Raw genomic sequence first — 17,003 nt, forward strand, 5'->3', positions numbered from 1 at the left:
TCCATACATGATCGACTATGCTTGAGCAGCGAAGGGAAACGGAAGTGGTTCAACACCCCATGGATATCAAATTCACCCACCGGCTGTCGTACAAGCAAGCCAGGCTTACTGTGCTGGTCGGGTTCATTCTGGGCACGCTGCTCAGCCTGCTGCAAATCGGCATCGATTATGCCAGCGAAGACGCCTCCATCAATCGTGAAATCCTGTCTTTGCTGGAAATCAGCCATAACCCGGCATCGCGCATCGCCTACAACATCGACGCGGAACTGGCCCAGGAACTCACGCTGGGATTGCTGCGTTCGCCGGCGATCATCTCGGCGCAACTGACCGACAACGACGGTACGGTGCTGGCCAGTGTCAAACGCCCCGAGCTGCAGAACAGCTATCGGGTGATCAGCGACTTCCTGTTCGGCGCCAAGCGGCAATTCGAAGACCGCCTCTATCTGGATCACCTGCCCAACGAATCTCTTGGTGTCTTGAGCCTTGAAGTCGATACCTATGCCTTCGGCAGCCGCTTTCTGCGCCGCGCGGAAATCACCCTGCTCAATGGTTTCGCCCGCAGCCTGATTCTGACCGGGATCCTGCTGGCGCTGTTTTACGTCATGCTGACCAAACCACTGGTGCGGGTAATCCGCGAACTCAGCGGGCGTGACCCCCGTGCAGCCGAGCCGACGACCCTGGAATGTCCGGCCGGACATGGCAATGACGAAATTGGCGTACTGGTCAAAGTCGCCAACCAGCAGTTCGAAAACATTGCCACCGAGATCCAGCAACGACGTAACGCCGAAAACCGCCTGACCGACTATCTCGGTCAGCTGGAAAACATCGTCTCGGCGCGCACTGCCGAACTCAAGGCAATCAACGCCCGGCTCAGCCAGTCCAACCAGGAACTTGAAGTAGCGCGAAGTACTGCGCTGGAAATGGCCGAAGCGCGCTCGGCCTTCCTCGCCAACATGAGCCATGAAATCCGCACGCCGCTCAATGGTTTACTGGGAATGATCGCGCTGTCACTCGACGGTCCGCTGAATGCCGAACAGCAGCAACAGCTGTCGATTGCCCATGACTCCGGCAAGGTGCTGGTGGAGTTGCTCAACGACATTCTTGACCTGTCCAAATTCGATGCCGGGCAATTGGAACTGGAAAATATCCCTTTCGATCTCGGCTCGCTGATCGAAGACACCGCCAACCTGCTGTCGCAGAATGCCGCGCCGAGCGTCGAGCTGACTTGCCTCATCGATCCACACTTCCCCGCACTGGTACTGGGCGATCCGACCCGGGTTCGGCAAATTGTCAGCAATCTGCTGTCCAACGCGCTGAAATTCACCCGTTTCGGCCGCGTCGATGTACGCCTGTCGGCCTATAAGGATGGCGTGCGCATCGAGGTCTGCGACACCGGAATCGGCATCGCCCAGGACGCCCAGGTGAAAATATTCCAGCCGTTCACCCAGGCCGGCGCCGGGATTACCCGTCAGTACGGCGGCACCGGGCTGGGACTGGCGCTGACCTACAATCTCTGCGAGGCCATGCAGGGACGCCTGACCATCAGTTCCGAGACCGGTTTCGGCAGTCAGTTCTGCGCCGAGTTGCCGTTGCCCTGCCATACCCGGGCGCTGTCCCCGGCGCCACTGCACGGCAAAGTACTTGCTATCACTGCGGGCAGCAGCGGCCTGGCCGAGTTGCTGCAAAGCATGTTGCCGGTCTGGGGTCTCGAGTATGAACAGCGCACCATCGACGATTCGCTCCTGGGCCTGACGCCCGATGTGTTGATCACCGATTGTCCGGAATGCCTGTTCGGTTTGCGCCCGACACTCGTCGCGCCGATTCTGCTGGTGACTGCCTACGGCAGTTTCCTGCCCAGCGAAGAGGCCGCCGCGCTCGCGCCCTTGCAGCAACAGGCACGACCGCTGGCGCGCAATGCGCTCTATCAGAATCTGCGTCGCACGCTGCAACCGGACACCGTCACGATCAACGATGCTCGCCTCGAATCCTCACCCGGCGTGCGACGCGGGCGGGTGCTGCTGGTCGAGGACAACCCGGTCAACCAATTGGTGGCCAAGGGCATGCTCGGCAAGCTCGGCTGCGAGGTTGTGGTGGCCGCGCATGGCGCCGAAGCACTGGATCAGTTGGAGTATCACGAGTTCGACATGGTCCTGATGGACTGCAACATGCCGGTCATGGACGGCTACGAAGCCAGCCGGCAGATTCGCCAGAGCGGGCGCTGGCCGAATCTGCCGATTGTCGCCCTGACCGCCAACGCCATGTCCGAGGAGCGCGAGCGCTGCCGGGCGGCGGGCATGAGCGACTATCTGGCGAAACCGTTCCGCCGGGAGGAACTGGCGGCACTGCTGGATCAATGGATGCCGACTACGACAACGCTTTGATCTGACCCAAGAGGTGATCGAGGCCGGCGCGCAAATCATTGAGCCGGTCCAGATCCACACCACTGTCGCACAGCAGGCGCGCCTTCAGCGGCCCGACCTGCTCGCGCAACGCCTGGCCGGCAGACGTCAGACTCAAGTGCACTTCCCGCTCATCGCGCACCGAGCGCTGCCGCTGCACCAGTTGCAATTGCTCAAGACGCTTGAGCAATGGCGTCAGCGTGCCGGAGTCGAGCGCCAGGCGTTCGCCCAACGCCTTGACCGTCGGTTGTTCCGGTGCGGCGTCCTGCCATTCCCACAACACCAGCATCGCCAGATATTGCGGATAGGTCAGGCCGAGTTGATCGAGCATCGGCTTGTAGGCACGAATCACTGCCCGGGATGCGGCATACAGTTTGAAGCACAACTGATTGTCGAGCTTCAGCGAATCGACCGACAGATTGTTCATTTGAGCAGGGCTTCGATCTCGCGGCTCAAATCCTGCGGCTTGGTGGCCGGGGCAAAGCGCTTGACCAACTGGCCGTCCTTGCCGATCAGAAACTTGGTGAAATTCCACTTGATGCCTTGGGAGCCGAGCACGCCGGGAGCGCGCTTCTTCAACTGCACGAACAGCGGATGGGCACCGGCACCGTTGACGTCGATCTTCTTGAACAGGGGGAAGCTGACACCGAAGTTCAGCTCGCAGAATTCGCTGATTGCGCCTTCGTTGCCCGGCTCCTGCTTGCCGAACTGATTGCACGGGAAGCCCAGCACGACCAGGCCTTGATCCTTGTAGGTCTGCCACAGCTCTTCGAGGCCTTTGTACTGCGGGGTGAAACCGCATTTGCTCGCGGTGTTGACCACCAATACCGCTTTGCCGGCGAAATCGGCCAGGGTCTTTTGCTCGCCTTTGATAGTGGTGCACGGAATATTCAGCAGGTTGTCGCTCATGGCAGGGGGCTCCGCAGACTGTCGGGAAAGGCCAAACATAGCGAGCAATTAAATTGTGTGCAATTTAATATTTGAAATTGATACGTGCAGGAGCTGCCGAAGGCTGCGATCTTTTGATCTTGATCTTGAAAAACAAAATCAAAATCAAAAGATCGCAGCCTTCGGCAGCTCCTACGGGGCTCGCATTACTCGCGGGGTACCAGATCCAGGCACACCGAGTTGATGCAATAACGCAGACCGGTTGGCGGTGGGCCGTCGGGGAACACATGACCCAAGTGCGCATCGCAGCGTGCGCACTTCACTTCAGTGCGGATCATGCCGTGAGTGGTATCACGGATTTCAGTCATCGCGCTGTCGCCAATCGGCGCGTAGAAGCTCGGCCAGCCGCAACCGGAATCGAATTTGGTCTTGGAATCGAACAGCGGCTCGTTGCAGCAGACGCAGTGGTAAACACCATCGGTTTTGGTGTCGTTGTATTTGCCGGAGAACGGTCGCTCGGTCGCACTGAGGCGGCAAACCTCGTACTGCTGCGGATCGAGCATGGCCTTCCATTCTTCCAGGGTTTTTTCCAACTTTTCCATCATCACACCTCAGCAGCTGAAAAAGCCCGATCTGTACCTTTTCCACGGATCGGGTGGCACGTATGATTGCGCCTTGTTTTGACGCCAGTCTGGCAGCCACGTTACACGCACTCAAACGGATTTTTTGCAGCGTTGAGTGCCGGCCACCGATTGGCGTGCACATGCAGGATTCCCAGTACGGTAGTTCATACAGCGTCTGGATCGTTCATTTTCGGGATCACATCGCCATGCAGTTCAGCAAATCGAACAAGCTCGCCAACGTCTGCTACGACATTCGCGGCCCGGTGCTCAAGCACGCCAAACGACTGGAAGAGGAAGGCCAGCGCATCCTCAAGCTGAACATCGGCAACCCGGCGCCGTTTGGTTTCGAGGCGCCGGACGAAATTCTTCAGGATGTGATTCGCAACCTGCCGACCGCGCAAGGCTACAGCGACTCCAAAGGCCTGTTCAGCGCGCGCAAAGCGGTGATGCAGTACTACCAGCAGAAGAATGTCGAAGGTGTCGGCATCGAAGACATCTACCTGGGTAACGGCGTCTCCGAACTGATCGTGATGTCGTTGCAGGCGCTGCTCAACAACGGCGACGAAGTGCTGGTGCCGGCCCCCGACTATCCGCTGTGGACCGCCGCCGTCAGCCTCGCCGGTGGCAACGCCGTGCACTACCTGTGCGACGAAGGCGCCGACTGGTTCCCGGACCTGGCCGACATCAAGGCCAAGATCACCCCGAACACCAAAGCCATGGTGATCATCAACCCGAACAACCCGACCGGCGCGGTGTATTCGAAGGAAGTGTTGCTGGGCATGCTGGAAATCGCCCGTGCGCACAACCTGGTGGTGTTCTCTGACGAGATCTACGACAAGATCCTGTACGACGATGCCGTGCACATTTGCACCGCTTCGCTGGCGCCGGACCTGCTGTGCCTGACCTTCAACGGCCTGTCGAAGTCCTACCGCGTGGCCGGTTTCCGCTCCGGCTGGATCGCCATTTCCGGGCCGAAGCACAACGCCCAGAGCTACATCGAAGGCATCGACATGCTGGCCAACATGCGCCTGTGCGCCAACGTGCCGAGCCAGCATGCCATCCAGACCGCCCTCGGTGGCTATCAGAGCATCAACGATCTGGTGCTGCCGCAAGGGCGTCTGCTCGAGCAGCGCAACCGCACCTGGGAGCTGCTCAACGATATTCCGGGGGTGAGTTGCGTCAAGCCGATGGGCGCGCTCTACGCCTTCCCGCGGATTGACCCGAAAGTCTGCCCGATCCACAACGACGAGAAATTCGTCCTTGATCTGCTGCTCTCCGAGAAGCTACTGGTGGTACAGGGCACAGCGTTCAACTGGCCGTGGCCGGATCACTTCCGCGTCGTCACGCTGCCCCGCGTCGACGATCTGGAAATGGCCATCGGTCGTATCGGCAACTTCCTCAAGTCCTACCGCCAGTAACTGGCCAGCAGTGCGCAACGGCTCGAACGTTGCGCACTGTCTGATTCAGCAACACTTCTGCATCGCACCTCCGTGCACGCCTTCTACACTTGCGATTCGTACCGCTCACTTGCGTCTGACGTAATGGCGACGGGACGCGGCTGGTCGTCGCCCATGTCGGTATTGGCTGTGGGAAACGGACTGTACACCGAGGAATCCGCTGTAGGACACAGTTTGAAATAGTCACTCAGTTGAATAGCCCGGTGCGGCACCTTATATACCCCGCAGTACGCTACATCTTTAGCTTGAGGAGATTTCTACAACCATGATGCGCATCCTGCTGTTTTTGGCCACTAACCTGGCGGTCGTGCTGATAGCCAGCATCACCCTGAGCCTTTTCGGCTTCAACGGGTTCATGGCGGCCAACGGGGTTGATCTCGACCTTAGTCAGCTGCTGGTTTTCTGTGCGGTCTTTGGTTTCGCCGGCTCGCTGTTCTCGCTGTTCATCTCCAAGTGGATGGCAAAGATGAGCACCGGTACCCAGATCATCAGCCAGCCACGTACCCGTCATGAGCAATGGCTGCTGCAAACCGTCGAGCAACTGTCCCGCGAAGCCGGGATCAAGATGCCCGAAGTCGGTATTTTCCCGGCCTACGAGGCGAACGCGTTCGCTACTGGCTGGAACAAGAACGACGCGCTGGTCGCGGTCAGTCAGGGCCTGCTGGAGCGTTTTTCGCCCGATGAAGTGAAAGCCGTACTGGCCCACGAAATCGGTCACGTAGCCAATGGCGACATGGTGACGCTCGCGCTGATCCAGGGCGTGGTGAACACCTTCGTGATGTTCTTCGCGCGGATCATCGGCAACTTCGTCGACAAGGTGATCTTCAAGAACGAAGAAGGCCAGGGCATCGCCTACTACGTGGCGACCATCTTCGCCGAACTGGTTCTCGGCATTCTCGCCAGTGCGATCGTCATGTGGTTCTCGCGCAAGCGCGAATTCCGTGCCGACGAAGCCGGTGCACGTCTGGCCGGCACCAGCGCGATGATCGGCGCACTGCAACGTCTGCGCGCCGAGCAGGGCCTGCCGGTGCACATGCCGGACACCCTGAATGCCTTTGGCATCAACGGTGGCATCAAACAGGGTTTTGCCCGCATGTTCATGAGCCACCCGCCGCTGGAAGAGCGTATTGACGCTCTGCGTCGTCGCGGTTGATCAGATTGGCGTAAAAACAAGAGGCCCGCAGTGATGCGGGCCTTTTTTTTGCCTTGATTAATTGGCTGTTCTCACTGGCCTCATCGCGAGCAGGCTCACTCCTACAGGTTCTGTGCCGGCCACACAATCTGCGATTCAGCACAAATCACTGTAGGAGTGAGCCTGCTCGCGATGAGGCCAGAAAATCCCACGCTATTTATCGGGAAGACACGCGGTATACCCGCTCCTCCAGCCGCGTCACACCCGCCTGCAGGAACTTCCCGCTCTCTCCCAGCACATCCTGCTCTTCCAGCGCCTGCACCTGCCAAGCACCACTCAGCAACCGCTTGACCTCATCATCCCCCACCGCAAACGGCGGCCCCGGCATCTGCGTCTGATCGTAATCCAGCGTAATCAACAGCCCTTGCACACCCAACGGCAGAATCCGCTGAAGGTGCGCCGCATAACGCTCACGCATCGGCGCTGGCAAGGCGATCAGCGCGGCGCGGTCGTACAACGCGGTGCAATCGGCCACATCGCTCGCCGTCAGCGCAAAGAAGTCACCGCACCAAAGCTCGATGGCGCCACCACGATAGGCCTTGAACGCGCCCTTCTGGCTGATCTGCGGCTGCACCTGATGCTCATTGAAAAAGTCCTCGATAGCCTTTTGCGACAGTTCAATCCCGAGCACCTGATGACCGCGCCCGGCCAGCCACAACAAATCCAGACTTTTCCCACACAAAGGCACGAGCACTCGCGCCGTTTCCGCTACTGCCCAGTGTCGCTGCAAATACGGATTCACCTCCGGCTGGTGAAAACCGATCTGCCCCGAATCCCACTTCTTGTGCCAAAACTCAGGCTGCATGCATCACTCCCAATAATTCGATCAAAAAGCGTTAAAACTTATATTAGATTTAGATCAATGATCTGACTGAAGATGAGGCATCTTAACGCTCAGGAACCCATCATGTTTCCCAGCCTGTTTATTTCCCATGGTTCACCCATGCTGGCGCTGGAGCCCGGTGCCAGTGGCCCGGCGCTGGCGCGGCTGGCAGCCGAATTACCGAAACCCACAGCCATCGTGATCGTTTCTGCGCATTGGGAAAGCCATGAGTTGCTGGTCGGCAACCATGCGCAACCAGAAACCTGGCACGACTTCGGCGGCTTCCCCCGCGCACTGTTTGAAGTGCAATACCCGGCACCGGGCGATCCGCAACTGGCTACCGAAGTGGCTGATTTGCTGACAGCCAACAACCTGCCCGCACGCCTCGATCCGCAGCGTCCATTCGATCACGGCGTCTGGGTTCCTTTGTCACTGATGTATCCGCAGGCGGATATTCCAGTGGTGCAGGTTTCGCTACCAAGTCGCGCAGGCCCGGCGCTGCAAACCCGCGTCGGCCGGGCACTGGCGAGCCTGCGCGATCAAGGTATCTTGCTGATCGGCTCCGGCAGCATCACGCACAACCTGCGCGAACTGGATTGGCACGCCGGCCCGGAAAGTGTCGAGCCATGGGCTCGGGATTTCCGTGACTGGGTGATCGAGAAGTTGGCGGCCGACGATGAGGCGGCGCTGCATGATTATCGCCAGCAGGCGCCGCATGCGGTGCGCAGTCATCCGAGTGATGAGCATTTGTTGCCGCTGTATTTCGCGCGAGGCGCGGGCGGTGAGTTCAGCGTGGCACATCAGGGCTTCACGATGGGCGCGCTGGGCATGGATATTTACCGCTTCGGTTAAAAGCAAAATCAAAAGATCGCAGCCTTCGGCAGCTCCTGCATTTGGAATGCGTTCCCCCTGTAGGAGCTGCCGAAGGCTGCGATCCTTTGATCTCGAAAAGCAGGCAAAAAAAATCCCCGAACCAGTCGGGGATTTTTCATGCTTGATCAATCAGCCCAGAGGCGGATCAATCTTCGCGATAGCGACGCAGCTTCAACTGCTTACCGGCAACGCGAGTGTCCTTCAGTTTGGTCAGGAGTTTGTCCAGACCATCTTCCGGCAGCTCAACGAGGCTGAAGCTGTCACGCACCTGGATGCGACCGATCGCTTCACGGGCCAGACCGCCTTCGTTAAGGATGGCGCCCAGCAGGTTTTTCGCAGCGATACCGTCACGCGCACCCAGCGCGGTACGGCAACGAGCACGGCCTTCGCCCAAAGGCATTGGCGCGCGACGCTCGCGGTCACCACGATCAGGACGGTCGCCAGTGCGCTCAGGACGGTCGCCACGCGGTGCGTTGTTCGGCACCAGTGGACGTTCCTTCTCGATGGCAGCCAGGTTCAGCGCTTGACCGTTGGTGGCTTTGCGCAGCAGGGCTGCAGCCAGAGCACGCGGGGTGCAGCCGATGTCTGCAGTCAGACGATCGAGCAGCTCACCGTGAGTCGACTCGGCATCAGCGACCAGCGGCGACAGGCTGTTGGTCAGCTTCTTGATGCGCGCATCGAGAACGGCTTGAGCGTCCGGCAGGCGGACTTCAGCGACTTTCTGACCGGTTACACGCTCGATCACTTGCAGCATGCGGCGCTCACGCGGAGTCACCAGCAGCAGTGCACGACCTTCGCGACCGGCACGGCCGGTACGGCCGATACGGTGAACGTAGGACTCTGGATCGTACGGCATGTCAACGTTGAACACGTGAGTGATGCGCGGAACGTCCAGACCACGAGCAGCTACGTCGGTCGCGACAACGATGTCCAGACGGCCATCTTTCAGCGAGTCGATGACGCGCTCACGCTGGTTCTGGGCGATGTCGCCGTTCAGCGCCGCAGCTTTGTAGCCTTTGGCGTCGAGGGCACTGGCCAGATCCAGGGTCGCTTGCTTGGTACGTACGAACATGATCAGAGCGTCGAAATCTTCCACTTCCAGCAAGCTGAGAACGGCCGAAGTCTTCTGGTCAGCGTGAACCAACAGGTGAGCCTGTTCGATCGCGGTAACAGTCTGAGTCTTGGTCTGGATCTTCACGTGTTGCGGATCGCGCAGATGGCGTTCGGCAATGGCGCGGATCGACTGCGGCAGGGTAGCCGAGAACAAAACGGTCTGACGGGTCGCTGGCAGAGCCTTGAAGATGACTTCCAGGTCATCCATGAAGCCCAGTTTCAACATTTCGTCAGCTTCGTCGAGAACCAGGTGGTTAACGGTCGACAGAACTTTTTCGTCGCGACGAAGGTGGTCGCACAGACGACCCGGAGTGGCGACAACGATCTGTGCGCCATTACGGATTGCTTTCAGTTGTGGGCCCATCGGCGCGCCGCCGTAAACGGCCACAACGGTAACGCCCGGCATTTGCTTGGCGTAGGTTTCAAAAGCGGTTGCTACTTGCAGCGCCAACTCACGAGTTGGCGCCAGGATCAGGGCTTGCGGTTCGCGCTTGGCAGGATCGATGCGGTGCAGAATAGGCAGTGCGAACGCGGCGGTTTTACCGGTACCGGTTTGCGCCTGACCAATCATGTCCTGGCCGGCCATGATGATCGGGATCGATTGCTGCTGAATCGCCGAAGGCTCTTCGTAGCCGGTCGCTGCGACGGCTGCAAGAATATTCGGGTTAAGATTAAAAGCGGCGAATCCGCCGGTTTCCTGGGTCATGGGTCTGCCTCTAAGTGCATCCGCAAAGACCCATGCTCCAAAGCTGCGCATGCCGTGTTGAGACTCAAGAGTCGCCCTGGCAGCTTTGTCGGCGGGGATTTGCGAAAACGAATGAATGAAAAAAAAGAATCGTCCGGGAAGAGCCCGCAATGCGGACGTGCAGCCGAAGCTGACTTCGGGGAATTGCGCTACCTAAACGCGGCCCGGTTAAAGGCCGGCGCGCACTATACCGGATTTCGCCCGAAAAGGGAGCTTTTTTTATCGGCTGAATGCGTGTGTCACCGCTATGTAACGGGGTTTTGCGGATAATCGCGCCAAGGTCTATTTTTCAAAGGCCCGGCCCTGCGGGTGATGACGCTTAAACGATTCACTGCGCTGCGGCATACCGTCGCTGCCCCGCCCTTCCCGCCCGAGGATTTCGCCATGAATCAGCCCTGTGCCGGCCGCGTCAGCCGAGAACGCCGAGGTCACGTCCACCTGATTGGCCTGGATCGAGCGGCCAAACGCAATGCTTTCGATCTCGACCTGCTCAATGACCTGAGCCTGGCTTATGGCGAGTTTGAGGCCGACAGTGAGGCGCGGGTAGCAGTGGTGTTTGGCCACGGCGAGCACTTTACCGCCGGTCTGGATCTGGTCAACGCCAGCTCGGCTTTGGCCCAAGGCTGGCAGGTTCCGACCGGCGGTTGCGATCCATGGGGTGTTTTCGTCGGGCCGCGGGTGAGCAAACCGGTGATTGTCGCCGCGCAGGGTTACTGCCTGACCATCGGCATCGAGCTGATGCTGGCGGCGGATATCAACCTGTGTGCGAGCAATACCCGCTTCGCACAAATGGAAGTGCAGCGTGGGATTTTTCCTTTTGGTGGCGCGACTTTACGTTTTCAGCAAATTGCCGGTTGGGGTAATGCCATGCGCTGGCTGCTGACCGGCGATGAGTTTGATGCGCACGAAGCCTTGCACTTGGGACTGGTGCAGGAAGTGATGGCCAGTGAAGATCTGCTGCCACGGGCGATTGAACTGGCTGAACGGATTGCCCGGCAGGCGCCGTTGGGGGTGCAGGCGACGTTGATGTCGGCGCGGCAGGCCCGATATGAAGGTGAGACGGCGGCGGCGCAAGGGTTGCCGGCACTGGTGAAGAAGTTGCTGGCGAGTGAGGATGCCAGGGAGGGAGTGCGGTCGTTGGTGGAGCGGCGACCCGGGATCTTCAAAGGGATCTGAAAATTTGGCGCCTGTCATGACGCCATCGCGAGCAGGGTCACTCCTACAAGGGAACGCATTTCAATGCAGGAGTGAGCCTGCTCGCGATAGGGCCAGCAAGGCCAACAGCCTCAGGTGGCCGGGCGAATACTGTTGATCAACGACTGCAACGAATACCCCAACCGCGGCGCCAGCGCCTCGGCCCGCGCAGTCAGTGCCTGCATGTCCAACATCTGATCAAGGTCCGCCGGCACAATCAGAATCACATTGCCCTCCTTCACCGGCAGCTCCCAGTAATGCCGGTGATAGAGCCCGCGCAACAACGCCGCGCCCAGCGGCTTGCCGTCATCGGTGGCCCACTGGTTGATCACCAGCCAGCCGCCCGGATTCAGGCGTTTCTGGCAGTCACCGAGAAAACTCCAGGCCAGATGCCCAACACCCGGGCCGACATCGGTGTACAGGTCGACAAAAATCAGATCCGCAGGCTCTGCCGTCGGCAGCAGTTCAATGGCGTCACCGACGCGAATGTACAAACGCGGATCATCATCCAGGCCCAGGTATTCGATGGCCAGACGCGGCACGTCAGGGCGCAACTCGATGGCTTCGACATCTTCCAGCGGCAAAAACCTGAGGCAGGCCTGAGTCAGCGTTCCGGCACCGAGCCCGAGAAACAGCGCACTCTCCGGTTGCTCATGGCACAACGCGCCAATCAGCATCGCCCGGGTGTAGTCGTATTCCAGCCAGCTCGGATCAGCGGTGAACACACAGCTCTGCTCGATGGCATCGCCGAACTCGAGAAAGCGGTAATCGGCCACTTCCAGCACGCGAATCACGCCGAACTCATCCTGTACTTCGGCGAGCAGATGCTCGACGCGCTCCTCAGTCATTTCGTCTCCTGATGGTCACCGGGCGCGGTGACGCGATGGCACCGCTGTGGCGCCGTGGCAAAGCGGCGATTGTCGGTGATGGGGCGGGAGCAGGTCACGCACTAATTGCTGCTAACATGGCCTTCCGTGCGTAGAACCTTAGAGACCGTGATGAGCCAACCGTGGAGCCCTGACAGCTGGCGCGCCCTGCCGATCCAGCAGCAACCGCAATACCCCGACGCCGCGCACCTGCGCCAGGTCGAACAAACCCTGGCCAGCTATCCGCCGCTGGTGTTTGCCGGCGAGGCGCGCGAACTGCGCCGTCAGTTTGCCGAAGTCACCCAGGGTCGGGCCTTCCTGCTGCAGGGCGGCGATTGCGCGGAAAGCTTTGCCGAGTTCTCTGCGGCAAAGATTCGCGACACGTTTAAAGTGTTGCTGCAAATGGCAATCGTCATGACCTTTGCCGCCGGTTGCCCGGTGGTCAAGGTCGGGCGCATGGCCGGTCAGTTCGCCAAACCGCGCTCGGCCAACGACGAGACCATCGACGGCGTGACGCTGCCGGCTTATCGCGGCGACATCGTCAACGGCATCGGTTTCGACGAAAAGAGCCGTGTACCCGATCCGGAACGCCTGCTGCAGTCCTACCACCAGTCCACCGCGACGCTGAACCTGTTGCGCGCGTTTGCTCAGGGCGGTTTTGCCGACCTGCATCAGGTGCACAAGTGGAACCTCGATTTCATCGCCAACTCGGCGCTGGCCGAGAAGTACAGCCACCTCGCCGACCGCATCGATGAAACCCTGGCGTTCATGCGTGCCTGCGGCATGGACAGCTCGCCGCAACTGCGCGAAACCAGTTTCTTCACCGCTCACGAAGCGTTGCTGTTGAACTACGAAGAAGCCTTCGTGCGTCGCGACAGCCTGACCAACGATTACTACGATTGCTCGGCGCACATGCTGTGGATCGGCGACCGTACTCGTCAACTCGATGGCGCGCACGTTGAATTTCTGCGTGGCGTGAACAACCCGATCGGCGTCAAGGTCGGCCCGAGCATGAACCCGGATGATCTGATCCGCCTGATCGACGTGCTCAACCCGGACAACGATCCGGGGCGCCTCAACCTGATCGCGCGGATGGGTGCGAACAAGGTCGGCGATCACCTGCCGGCGCTGATTCAAGCGGTACAGCGTGAAGGCAAGCAAGTGCTGTGGAGCTCCGACCCGATGCACGGCAACACCATCAAGGCCAGCAGCGGTTACAAGACCCGCGACTTCGCGCAGATCCTCGGTGAGGTTAAACAGTTCTTCCAGGTGCACGAAGCGGAAGGCAGCTATGCCGGCGGGATTCACATCGAGATGACCGGGCAGAATGTCACCGAGTGCATTGGTGGCGCGCGGCCGATTACTGAAGACGGCTTGTCGGATCGCTATCACACCCATTGTGATCCGCGGATGAATGCCGATCAGTCGCTGGAGTTGGCGTTTTTGATTGCTGAAACCCTCAAGCAGGTTCGCCGCTAGACCGCGTCGCGCAAACTTGTAGGAGCTGCCGAAGGCTGCGATCTTTTGATCTTGTTTTTTATAAGATCAACATCAAAAGATCGCAGCCTTCGGCAGCTCCTACAGGGATCAGTCCAGTTCTGCCAATGCCACCCGCAACCGCGCCGCACTCTCGCGCTGACAATTCAATTGCAGCCGCGCAAGCCCCAGCCAATCTGCCATCTGCCGCAAATTCACGGCCAGCGCCAACATCCCTTCCTCATCCAGCCCCGGCTCTTCCTCGTGCACCGCATGCACCGCCAACTGCCCCGCCGCCCGTTCGGCACGCAAATCCACCCGCGCAGCAATCCGCTCGTTGTGCAAAAACGGCAACACGTAATAGCCGTAGACTCGCTTGTCCTGCGGCGTATAAATCTCCAGCCGATAGCGAAAGTCGAACAAGCGCTCAGTCCGGCTGCGTTCCCAGATCAACGAATCGAAGGGCGACAACAACGCACTGGCCGCCACTTTGCGCGGGACTTTCGGCTCCGGCAGGCAATAGGCGATTTGCCGCCAACCGGCGACTTCGCACATTTGCAGCTGCCCTGCTTCGACCAGTTCTGCAAGGCGCGGACGCGCATCCGCCGGGTTCAGGCGAAAGTAATCACGCAGGTCTTTCTCTGTACCCACGCCCAATGCCTGCGCTGCATGCAGCAACAAGCCACGCTGCGCTTCGGCCTCACCGGGCAATGTCTGTTGCAGAATCGATGGAGGAATCACCCGCTCCGGCAAATCATACAAACGCTCAAAACCGCGACGCCCCGCCACCGTGACTTCACCGGCGGCGAACAACCACTCCAGCGCATGCTTTTCAGCACTCCAGTCCCACCATGGCCCGGCCTTGTCTTCACGGGTTGAAAGGCTGCCGGCGCCCAACGCGCCCTGCTCTTCCACCGAATTCAAGACCCGACGAACCACGTCCTGCTGCTCGCGACCGAATCTGGCCAGTTGCTGATAAATATCCTCGCCACGCCTGGCGCGCTGCATCCGCCAAGCCATCAACGGATACATCGACAGCGGCAACAACGACGCTTCATGCCCCCAGTATTCGAACAACGTGCGACGTCGCCCCGAACTCCAGGCAGCCTGGTCGAGCAAATCAGAAGAGTAGGCACCGAGACGGGAAAACAGCGGCAGGTAGTGCGAGCGCACCACGGCGTTGACGGAGTCGATTTGCAGCAGACCCAGCCGTTCGATCAGCCGGTTGACGTGAGCGGCTTTGACAGTCGGCGGCTGGCGCCCGTTGAACCCTTGGGCCGCCAGCGCCACTCGTCGCGCCTGTTTGAGGGAAAAGGACACTGTTGCGGGCATGAGCATCTCCTTGTCTGCTCGCAACCTACCTCACTGGAAGTTGGTTTGTGTAGCGCTTTGCTCATCATTTATGCAGTGGGTCATTTATGCATCGGGTCATCCCAGAACGGCCGCACGGCTTCGTGTTCAACGTCGGCACGACTGACGCCGATGTCCTTCAACGCTTCATCACTCAGACTGGCGAGCAACTCGCGTTCACGGTGCAGTTCGTACCAGCGGCTAAACTTGTGCAGCAAATCGGAAACGATATGGCCGTGGCCGGAAAATTTTGCTTCGTCTACATACTCTCTTTGACCTTTCATCGTGTTGCCCTCCTTGTGGATGGATCAAGTCTCTGCCTGGCGCTAAGATCAATCCAACGAATGTTTCTGATGGCATGCATCACGGAGATTCATCAATTGTCGGCCTACCCCAGTATCGATACCGATGTCCTGCGCACCTTTGTCGCCATCGCTGATCAGGGCGGTTTCACCCGCGCTGGCGAAATGGTCAACCGCACGCAATCGGCGGTGAGCATGCAGATGAAGCGCCTGGAAGAAGACGTGTTGCAGCGCCAGTTGTTCGAGCGTGATGGACGTCAGGTGCGCCTGACCGCCGAAGGTCAGGTGTTGCTCGGTTACGCGCGGCGCATCCTCAAGCTGCACAGTGAAGTGTTCAACACCTTGCGCGAGCCGCACATGGTCGGCACCGTGCGCATCGGCACGCCGGATGATTACGTGATGCGTTTTCTGCCGGGGATCCTGTCGCGGTTTGCGCAGTTCTATCCGCTGATCCAGATCGAAGTGCATTGCGAGTCGACTAAACAATTGCTGCAGCGTACCGATCTGGATCTGTCGATCGTCACCCGCGAACCGGGTAACGAGATCGGCCAGTTGTTGCGCAAGGAGCGTTTTGTCTGGGCCGAGGCGCAGAATTTCAGCGCCCACGAACAAACACCGCTGCCGCTGGCGATGTTCAACAGTGATTGCTTCTGCCGCTTGTGGGCGTGCAATGCGCTGGATGCGATGGGCCGCGATTACCGCATCGCTTACAACAGCACCAGCCTATCGGCGCTGATGGCCGTGGTCAGCGCGGGTCTGGCGATCACTGCGCAACTGGAGAGTCTGATTACCCCGGACATGCGCATTCTCGGAGCCGAGGAAGAACTGCCGCTGTTGCCGGAAGCCAGCATCATGCTGATCCGCAACCTTAACAACCCTTCGCCGATCACCGAGTGCCTGGCCGAGCACATCGTCGAAGGCTTCAAACTTTAAACGCGAGCATCACCGCGCACAGCACCAGAAAACCGCAGAACAGCCCGCGCAGGTATTTTTCCGGCATGGCGTGGGCGACTTTCACCCCCCAACTGATGCTCGCCAGACCACCTAGGGCCAGCGGCAGGCCGATTATCCAGTCCACTTCCTGATGCACCGCGTAAGTCACCAAGGTCACGCCGGTACTTGGCAGCGCCAGCGCCAGCGACAAGCCTTGCGCGACCACCTGCGTGGTGCCGAACAGACTGGTCAGCACGGGCGTCGCCACTACTGCCCCGCCGACACCGAACAGACCGCCCATGGTTCCTGATGCAGCCCCGAGAACACCCAGCCACGGCCATGAATAACGCATCTCTGACGTTGCTGCGGGTTGGCGACCGAACATCTTCAACAGGTTGTAAGCCGACAGAACGACAAGGAACGCGACAAAACCGACGCGCATGGTTTGCGCGTCAATGCCGACCGCCCAGATCGAACCGATCCAGGCAAAGCAGAACCCCATCACCGCCAGCGGCAGCGCGTGACGCAACTCAATGCGATTGCGCTGGTGATACCGCCACAGCGCCAGCATCACGTTAGGCACGACCATGACCAGCGCCGTGCCTTGGGCGATCTGTTGATCCAGGCCGAACCAAACGCCCAGCAACGGAATGGCGATCAAGCCGCCGCCGATGCCGAAGATGCCACCCAGTGTGCCAAGCGCCGCGCCGAACAGCAGGTACAACAAAAACTCCATCACAGCCGAATTCCTCTCACGTCAGGCGAATCA

The 17,003-nt window shown here is 59.6% G+C and carries 16 protein-coding genes; 7 read left to right on the top strand and 9 right to left on the bottom strand.

From position 1 onward, the window contains the following. Nucleotides 1-59: 59 nt before the first annotated feature. Nucleotides 60-2,381, top strand: coding sequence for a response regulator (locus CQ009_RS06340; protein WP_105705212.1), 2,322 nt, complete (start codon nucleotides 60-62; stop codon nucleotides 2,379-2,381). On the opposite strand, the gene CQ009_RS06345 is transcribed toward CQ009_RS06340, so the two are convergent. The 3 genes from CQ009_RS06345 to msrB form a co-directional block, all read right to left on the bottom strand. Further along, the gene (locus tag CQ009_RS06345; RefSeq protein WP_064391383.1) at nucleotides 2,365-2,826 is read right to left on the bottom strand and encodes a MarR family winged helix-turn-helix transcriptional regulator; all 462 of its coding nucleotides are present in this window, start codon (nucleotides 2,824-2,826) and stop codon (nucleotides 2,365-2,367) included. The genes CQ009_RS06340 and CQ009_RS06345 overlap by 17 nt on opposite strands. Beyond that, entirely contained in the window at nucleotides 2,823-3,308 is a 486-nt protein-coding gene (locus tag CQ009_RS06350; RefSeq protein WP_064391384.1) for a glutathione peroxidase, read from the bottom strand. The genes CQ009_RS06345 and CQ009_RS06350 overlap by 4 nt, the downstream gene beginning before the upstream one ends. A gap of 185 nt (nucleotides 3,309-3,493) precedes the next feature. Further along, nucleotides 3,494-3,889, bottom strand: a complete 396-nt coding sequence (msrB, locus tag CQ009_RS06355) for a peptide-methionine (R)-S-oxide reductase MsrB (protein ID WP_064391385.1) — start codon at nucleotides 3,887-3,889, stop codon at nucleotides 3,494-3,496. 227 nt (nucleotides 3,890-4,116) lie between these two features. On the opposite strand from msrB, the gene CQ009_RS06360 reads away from it, so the two are divergent. Together CQ009_RS06360 and htpX are read left to right on the top strand one after the other, a co-directional pair. Beyond that, nucleotides 4,117-5,328 (top strand): pyridoxal phosphate-dependent aminotransferase, encoded by a 1,212-nt coding sequence (locus CQ009_RS06360; RefSeq protein ID WP_003226761.1) that lies wholly within the window; start codon nucleotides 4,117-4,119, stop codon nucleotides 5,326-5,328. Between the two features lie 304 nt (nucleotides 5,329-5,632). Beyond that, nucleotides 5,633-6,520, top strand: coding sequence for a protease HtpX (gene htpX / locus CQ009_RS06365; RefSeq protein WP_007908619.1), 888 nt, complete (start codon nucleotides 5,633-5,635; stop codon nucleotides 6,518-6,520). Nucleotides 6,521-6,716: 196 nt separating this feature from the next. On the opposite strand, the gene CQ009_RS06370 is transcribed toward htpX, so the two are convergent. Beyond that, the gene (locus CQ009_RS06370; protein WP_105705213.1) at nucleotides 6,717-7,364 is read right to left on the bottom strand and encodes a thiopurine S-methyltransferase; all 648 of its coding nucleotides are present in this window, start codon (nucleotides 7,362-7,364) and stop codon (nucleotides 6,717-6,719) included. Between the two features lie 102 nt (nucleotides 7,365-7,466). On the opposite strand from CQ009_RS06370, the gene CQ009_RS06375 reads away from it, so the two are divergent. After that, a complete protein-coding gene (locus CQ009_RS06375) occupies nucleotides 7,467-8,234 on the top strand; it encodes a class III extradiol ring-cleavage dioxygenase (RefSeq protein ID WP_105705214.1) in 768 nt (255 codons plus the stop codon). A 166-nt stretch (nucleotides 8,235-8,400) separates the two neighbouring features. On the opposite strand, the gene CQ009_RS06380 is transcribed toward CQ009_RS06375, so the two are convergent. Further along, the gene (locus tag CQ009_RS06380) at nucleotides 8,401-10,074 is read right to left on the bottom strand and encodes a DEAD/DEAH box helicase (RefSeq protein WP_008088238.1); all 1,674 of its coding nucleotides are present in this window, start codon (nucleotides 10,072-10,074) and stop codon (nucleotides 8,401-8,403) included. A 423-nt stretch (nucleotides 10,075-10,497) separates the two neighbouring features. Here CQ009_RS06380 and CQ009_RS06385 point away from each other — a divergent pair, with 423 nt between their 5' ends. Further along, complete coding sequence (locus tag CQ009_RS06385; RefSeq protein ID WP_064391388.1) at nucleotides 10,498-11,289, top strand: crotonase/enoyl-CoA hydratase family protein; 792 nt, start codon at nucleotides 10,498-10,500, stop codon at nucleotides 11,287-11,289. A gap of 110 nt (nucleotides 11,290-11,399) precedes the next feature. Here CQ009_RS06385 and CQ009_RS06390 read toward each other — a convergent pair whose 3' ends face one another. Next, the gene (locus tag CQ009_RS06390) at nucleotides 11,400-12,155 is read right to left on the bottom strand and encodes a spermidine synthase (protein ID WP_064391389.1); all 756 of its coding nucleotides are present in this window, start codon (nucleotides 12,153-12,155) and stop codon (nucleotides 11,400-11,402) included. A gap of 150 nt (nucleotides 12,156-12,305) precedes the next feature. Between CQ009_RS06390 and CQ009_RS06395 the strand changes: the two genes are divergently transcribed. Next, the gene (locus CQ009_RS06395) at nucleotides 12,306-13,652 is read left to right on the top strand and encodes a class II 3-deoxy-7-phosphoheptulonate synthase (protein ID WP_064391390.1); all 1,347 of its coding nucleotides are present in this window, start codon (nucleotides 12,306-12,308) and stop codon (nucleotides 13,650-13,652) included. A gap of 108 nt (nucleotides 13,653-13,760) precedes the next feature. Here CQ009_RS06395 and CQ009_RS06400 read toward each other — a convergent pair whose 3' ends face one another. Both CQ009_RS06400 and CQ009_RS06405 read right to left on the bottom strand, forming a co-directional pair. Continuing rightward, nucleotides 13,761-14,981: a winged helix-turn-helix domain-containing protein gene (locus CQ009_RS06400; protein WP_105705215.1), complete on the bottom strand. Its 1,221-nt coding sequence runs from the start codon at nucleotides 14,979-14,981 to the stop codon at nucleotides 13,761-13,763. Between the two features lie 80 nt (nucleotides 14,982-15,061). Beyond that, complete coding sequence (locus tag CQ009_RS06405) at nucleotides 15,062-15,283, bottom strand: DUF1127 domain-containing protein (protein ID WP_016985493.1); 222 nt, start codon at nucleotides 15,281-15,283, stop codon at nucleotides 15,062-15,064. A 96-nt stretch (nucleotides 15,284-15,379) separates the two neighbouring features. On the opposite strand from CQ009_RS06405, the gene CQ009_RS06410 reads away from it, so the two are divergent. Further along, complete coding sequence (locus tag CQ009_RS06410; protein WP_177330971.1) at nucleotides 15,380-16,234, top strand: LysR substrate-binding domain-containing protein; 855 nt, start codon at nucleotides 15,380-15,382, stop codon at nucleotides 16,232-16,234. Here the strand turns inward: CQ009_RS06410 and CQ009_RS06415 are convergent. Then, the gene (locus CQ009_RS06415) at nucleotides 16,224-16,973 is read right to left on the bottom strand and encodes a sulfite exporter TauE/SafE family protein (RefSeq protein WP_177431006.1); all 750 of its coding nucleotides are present in this window, start codon (nucleotides 16,971-16,973) and stop codon (nucleotides 16,224-16,226) included. The two genes, CQ009_RS06410 and CQ009_RS06415, sit on opposite strands and share 11 nt — an antisense overlap. Nucleotides 16,974-17,003 lie beyond the last annotated feature (30 nt).

Source organism: Pseudomonas sp. MYb2 (genome assembly GCF_002979955.1).
Lineage (GTDB): Bacteria > Pseudomonadota > Gammaproteobacteria > Pseudomonadales > Pseudomonadaceae > Aquipseudomonas.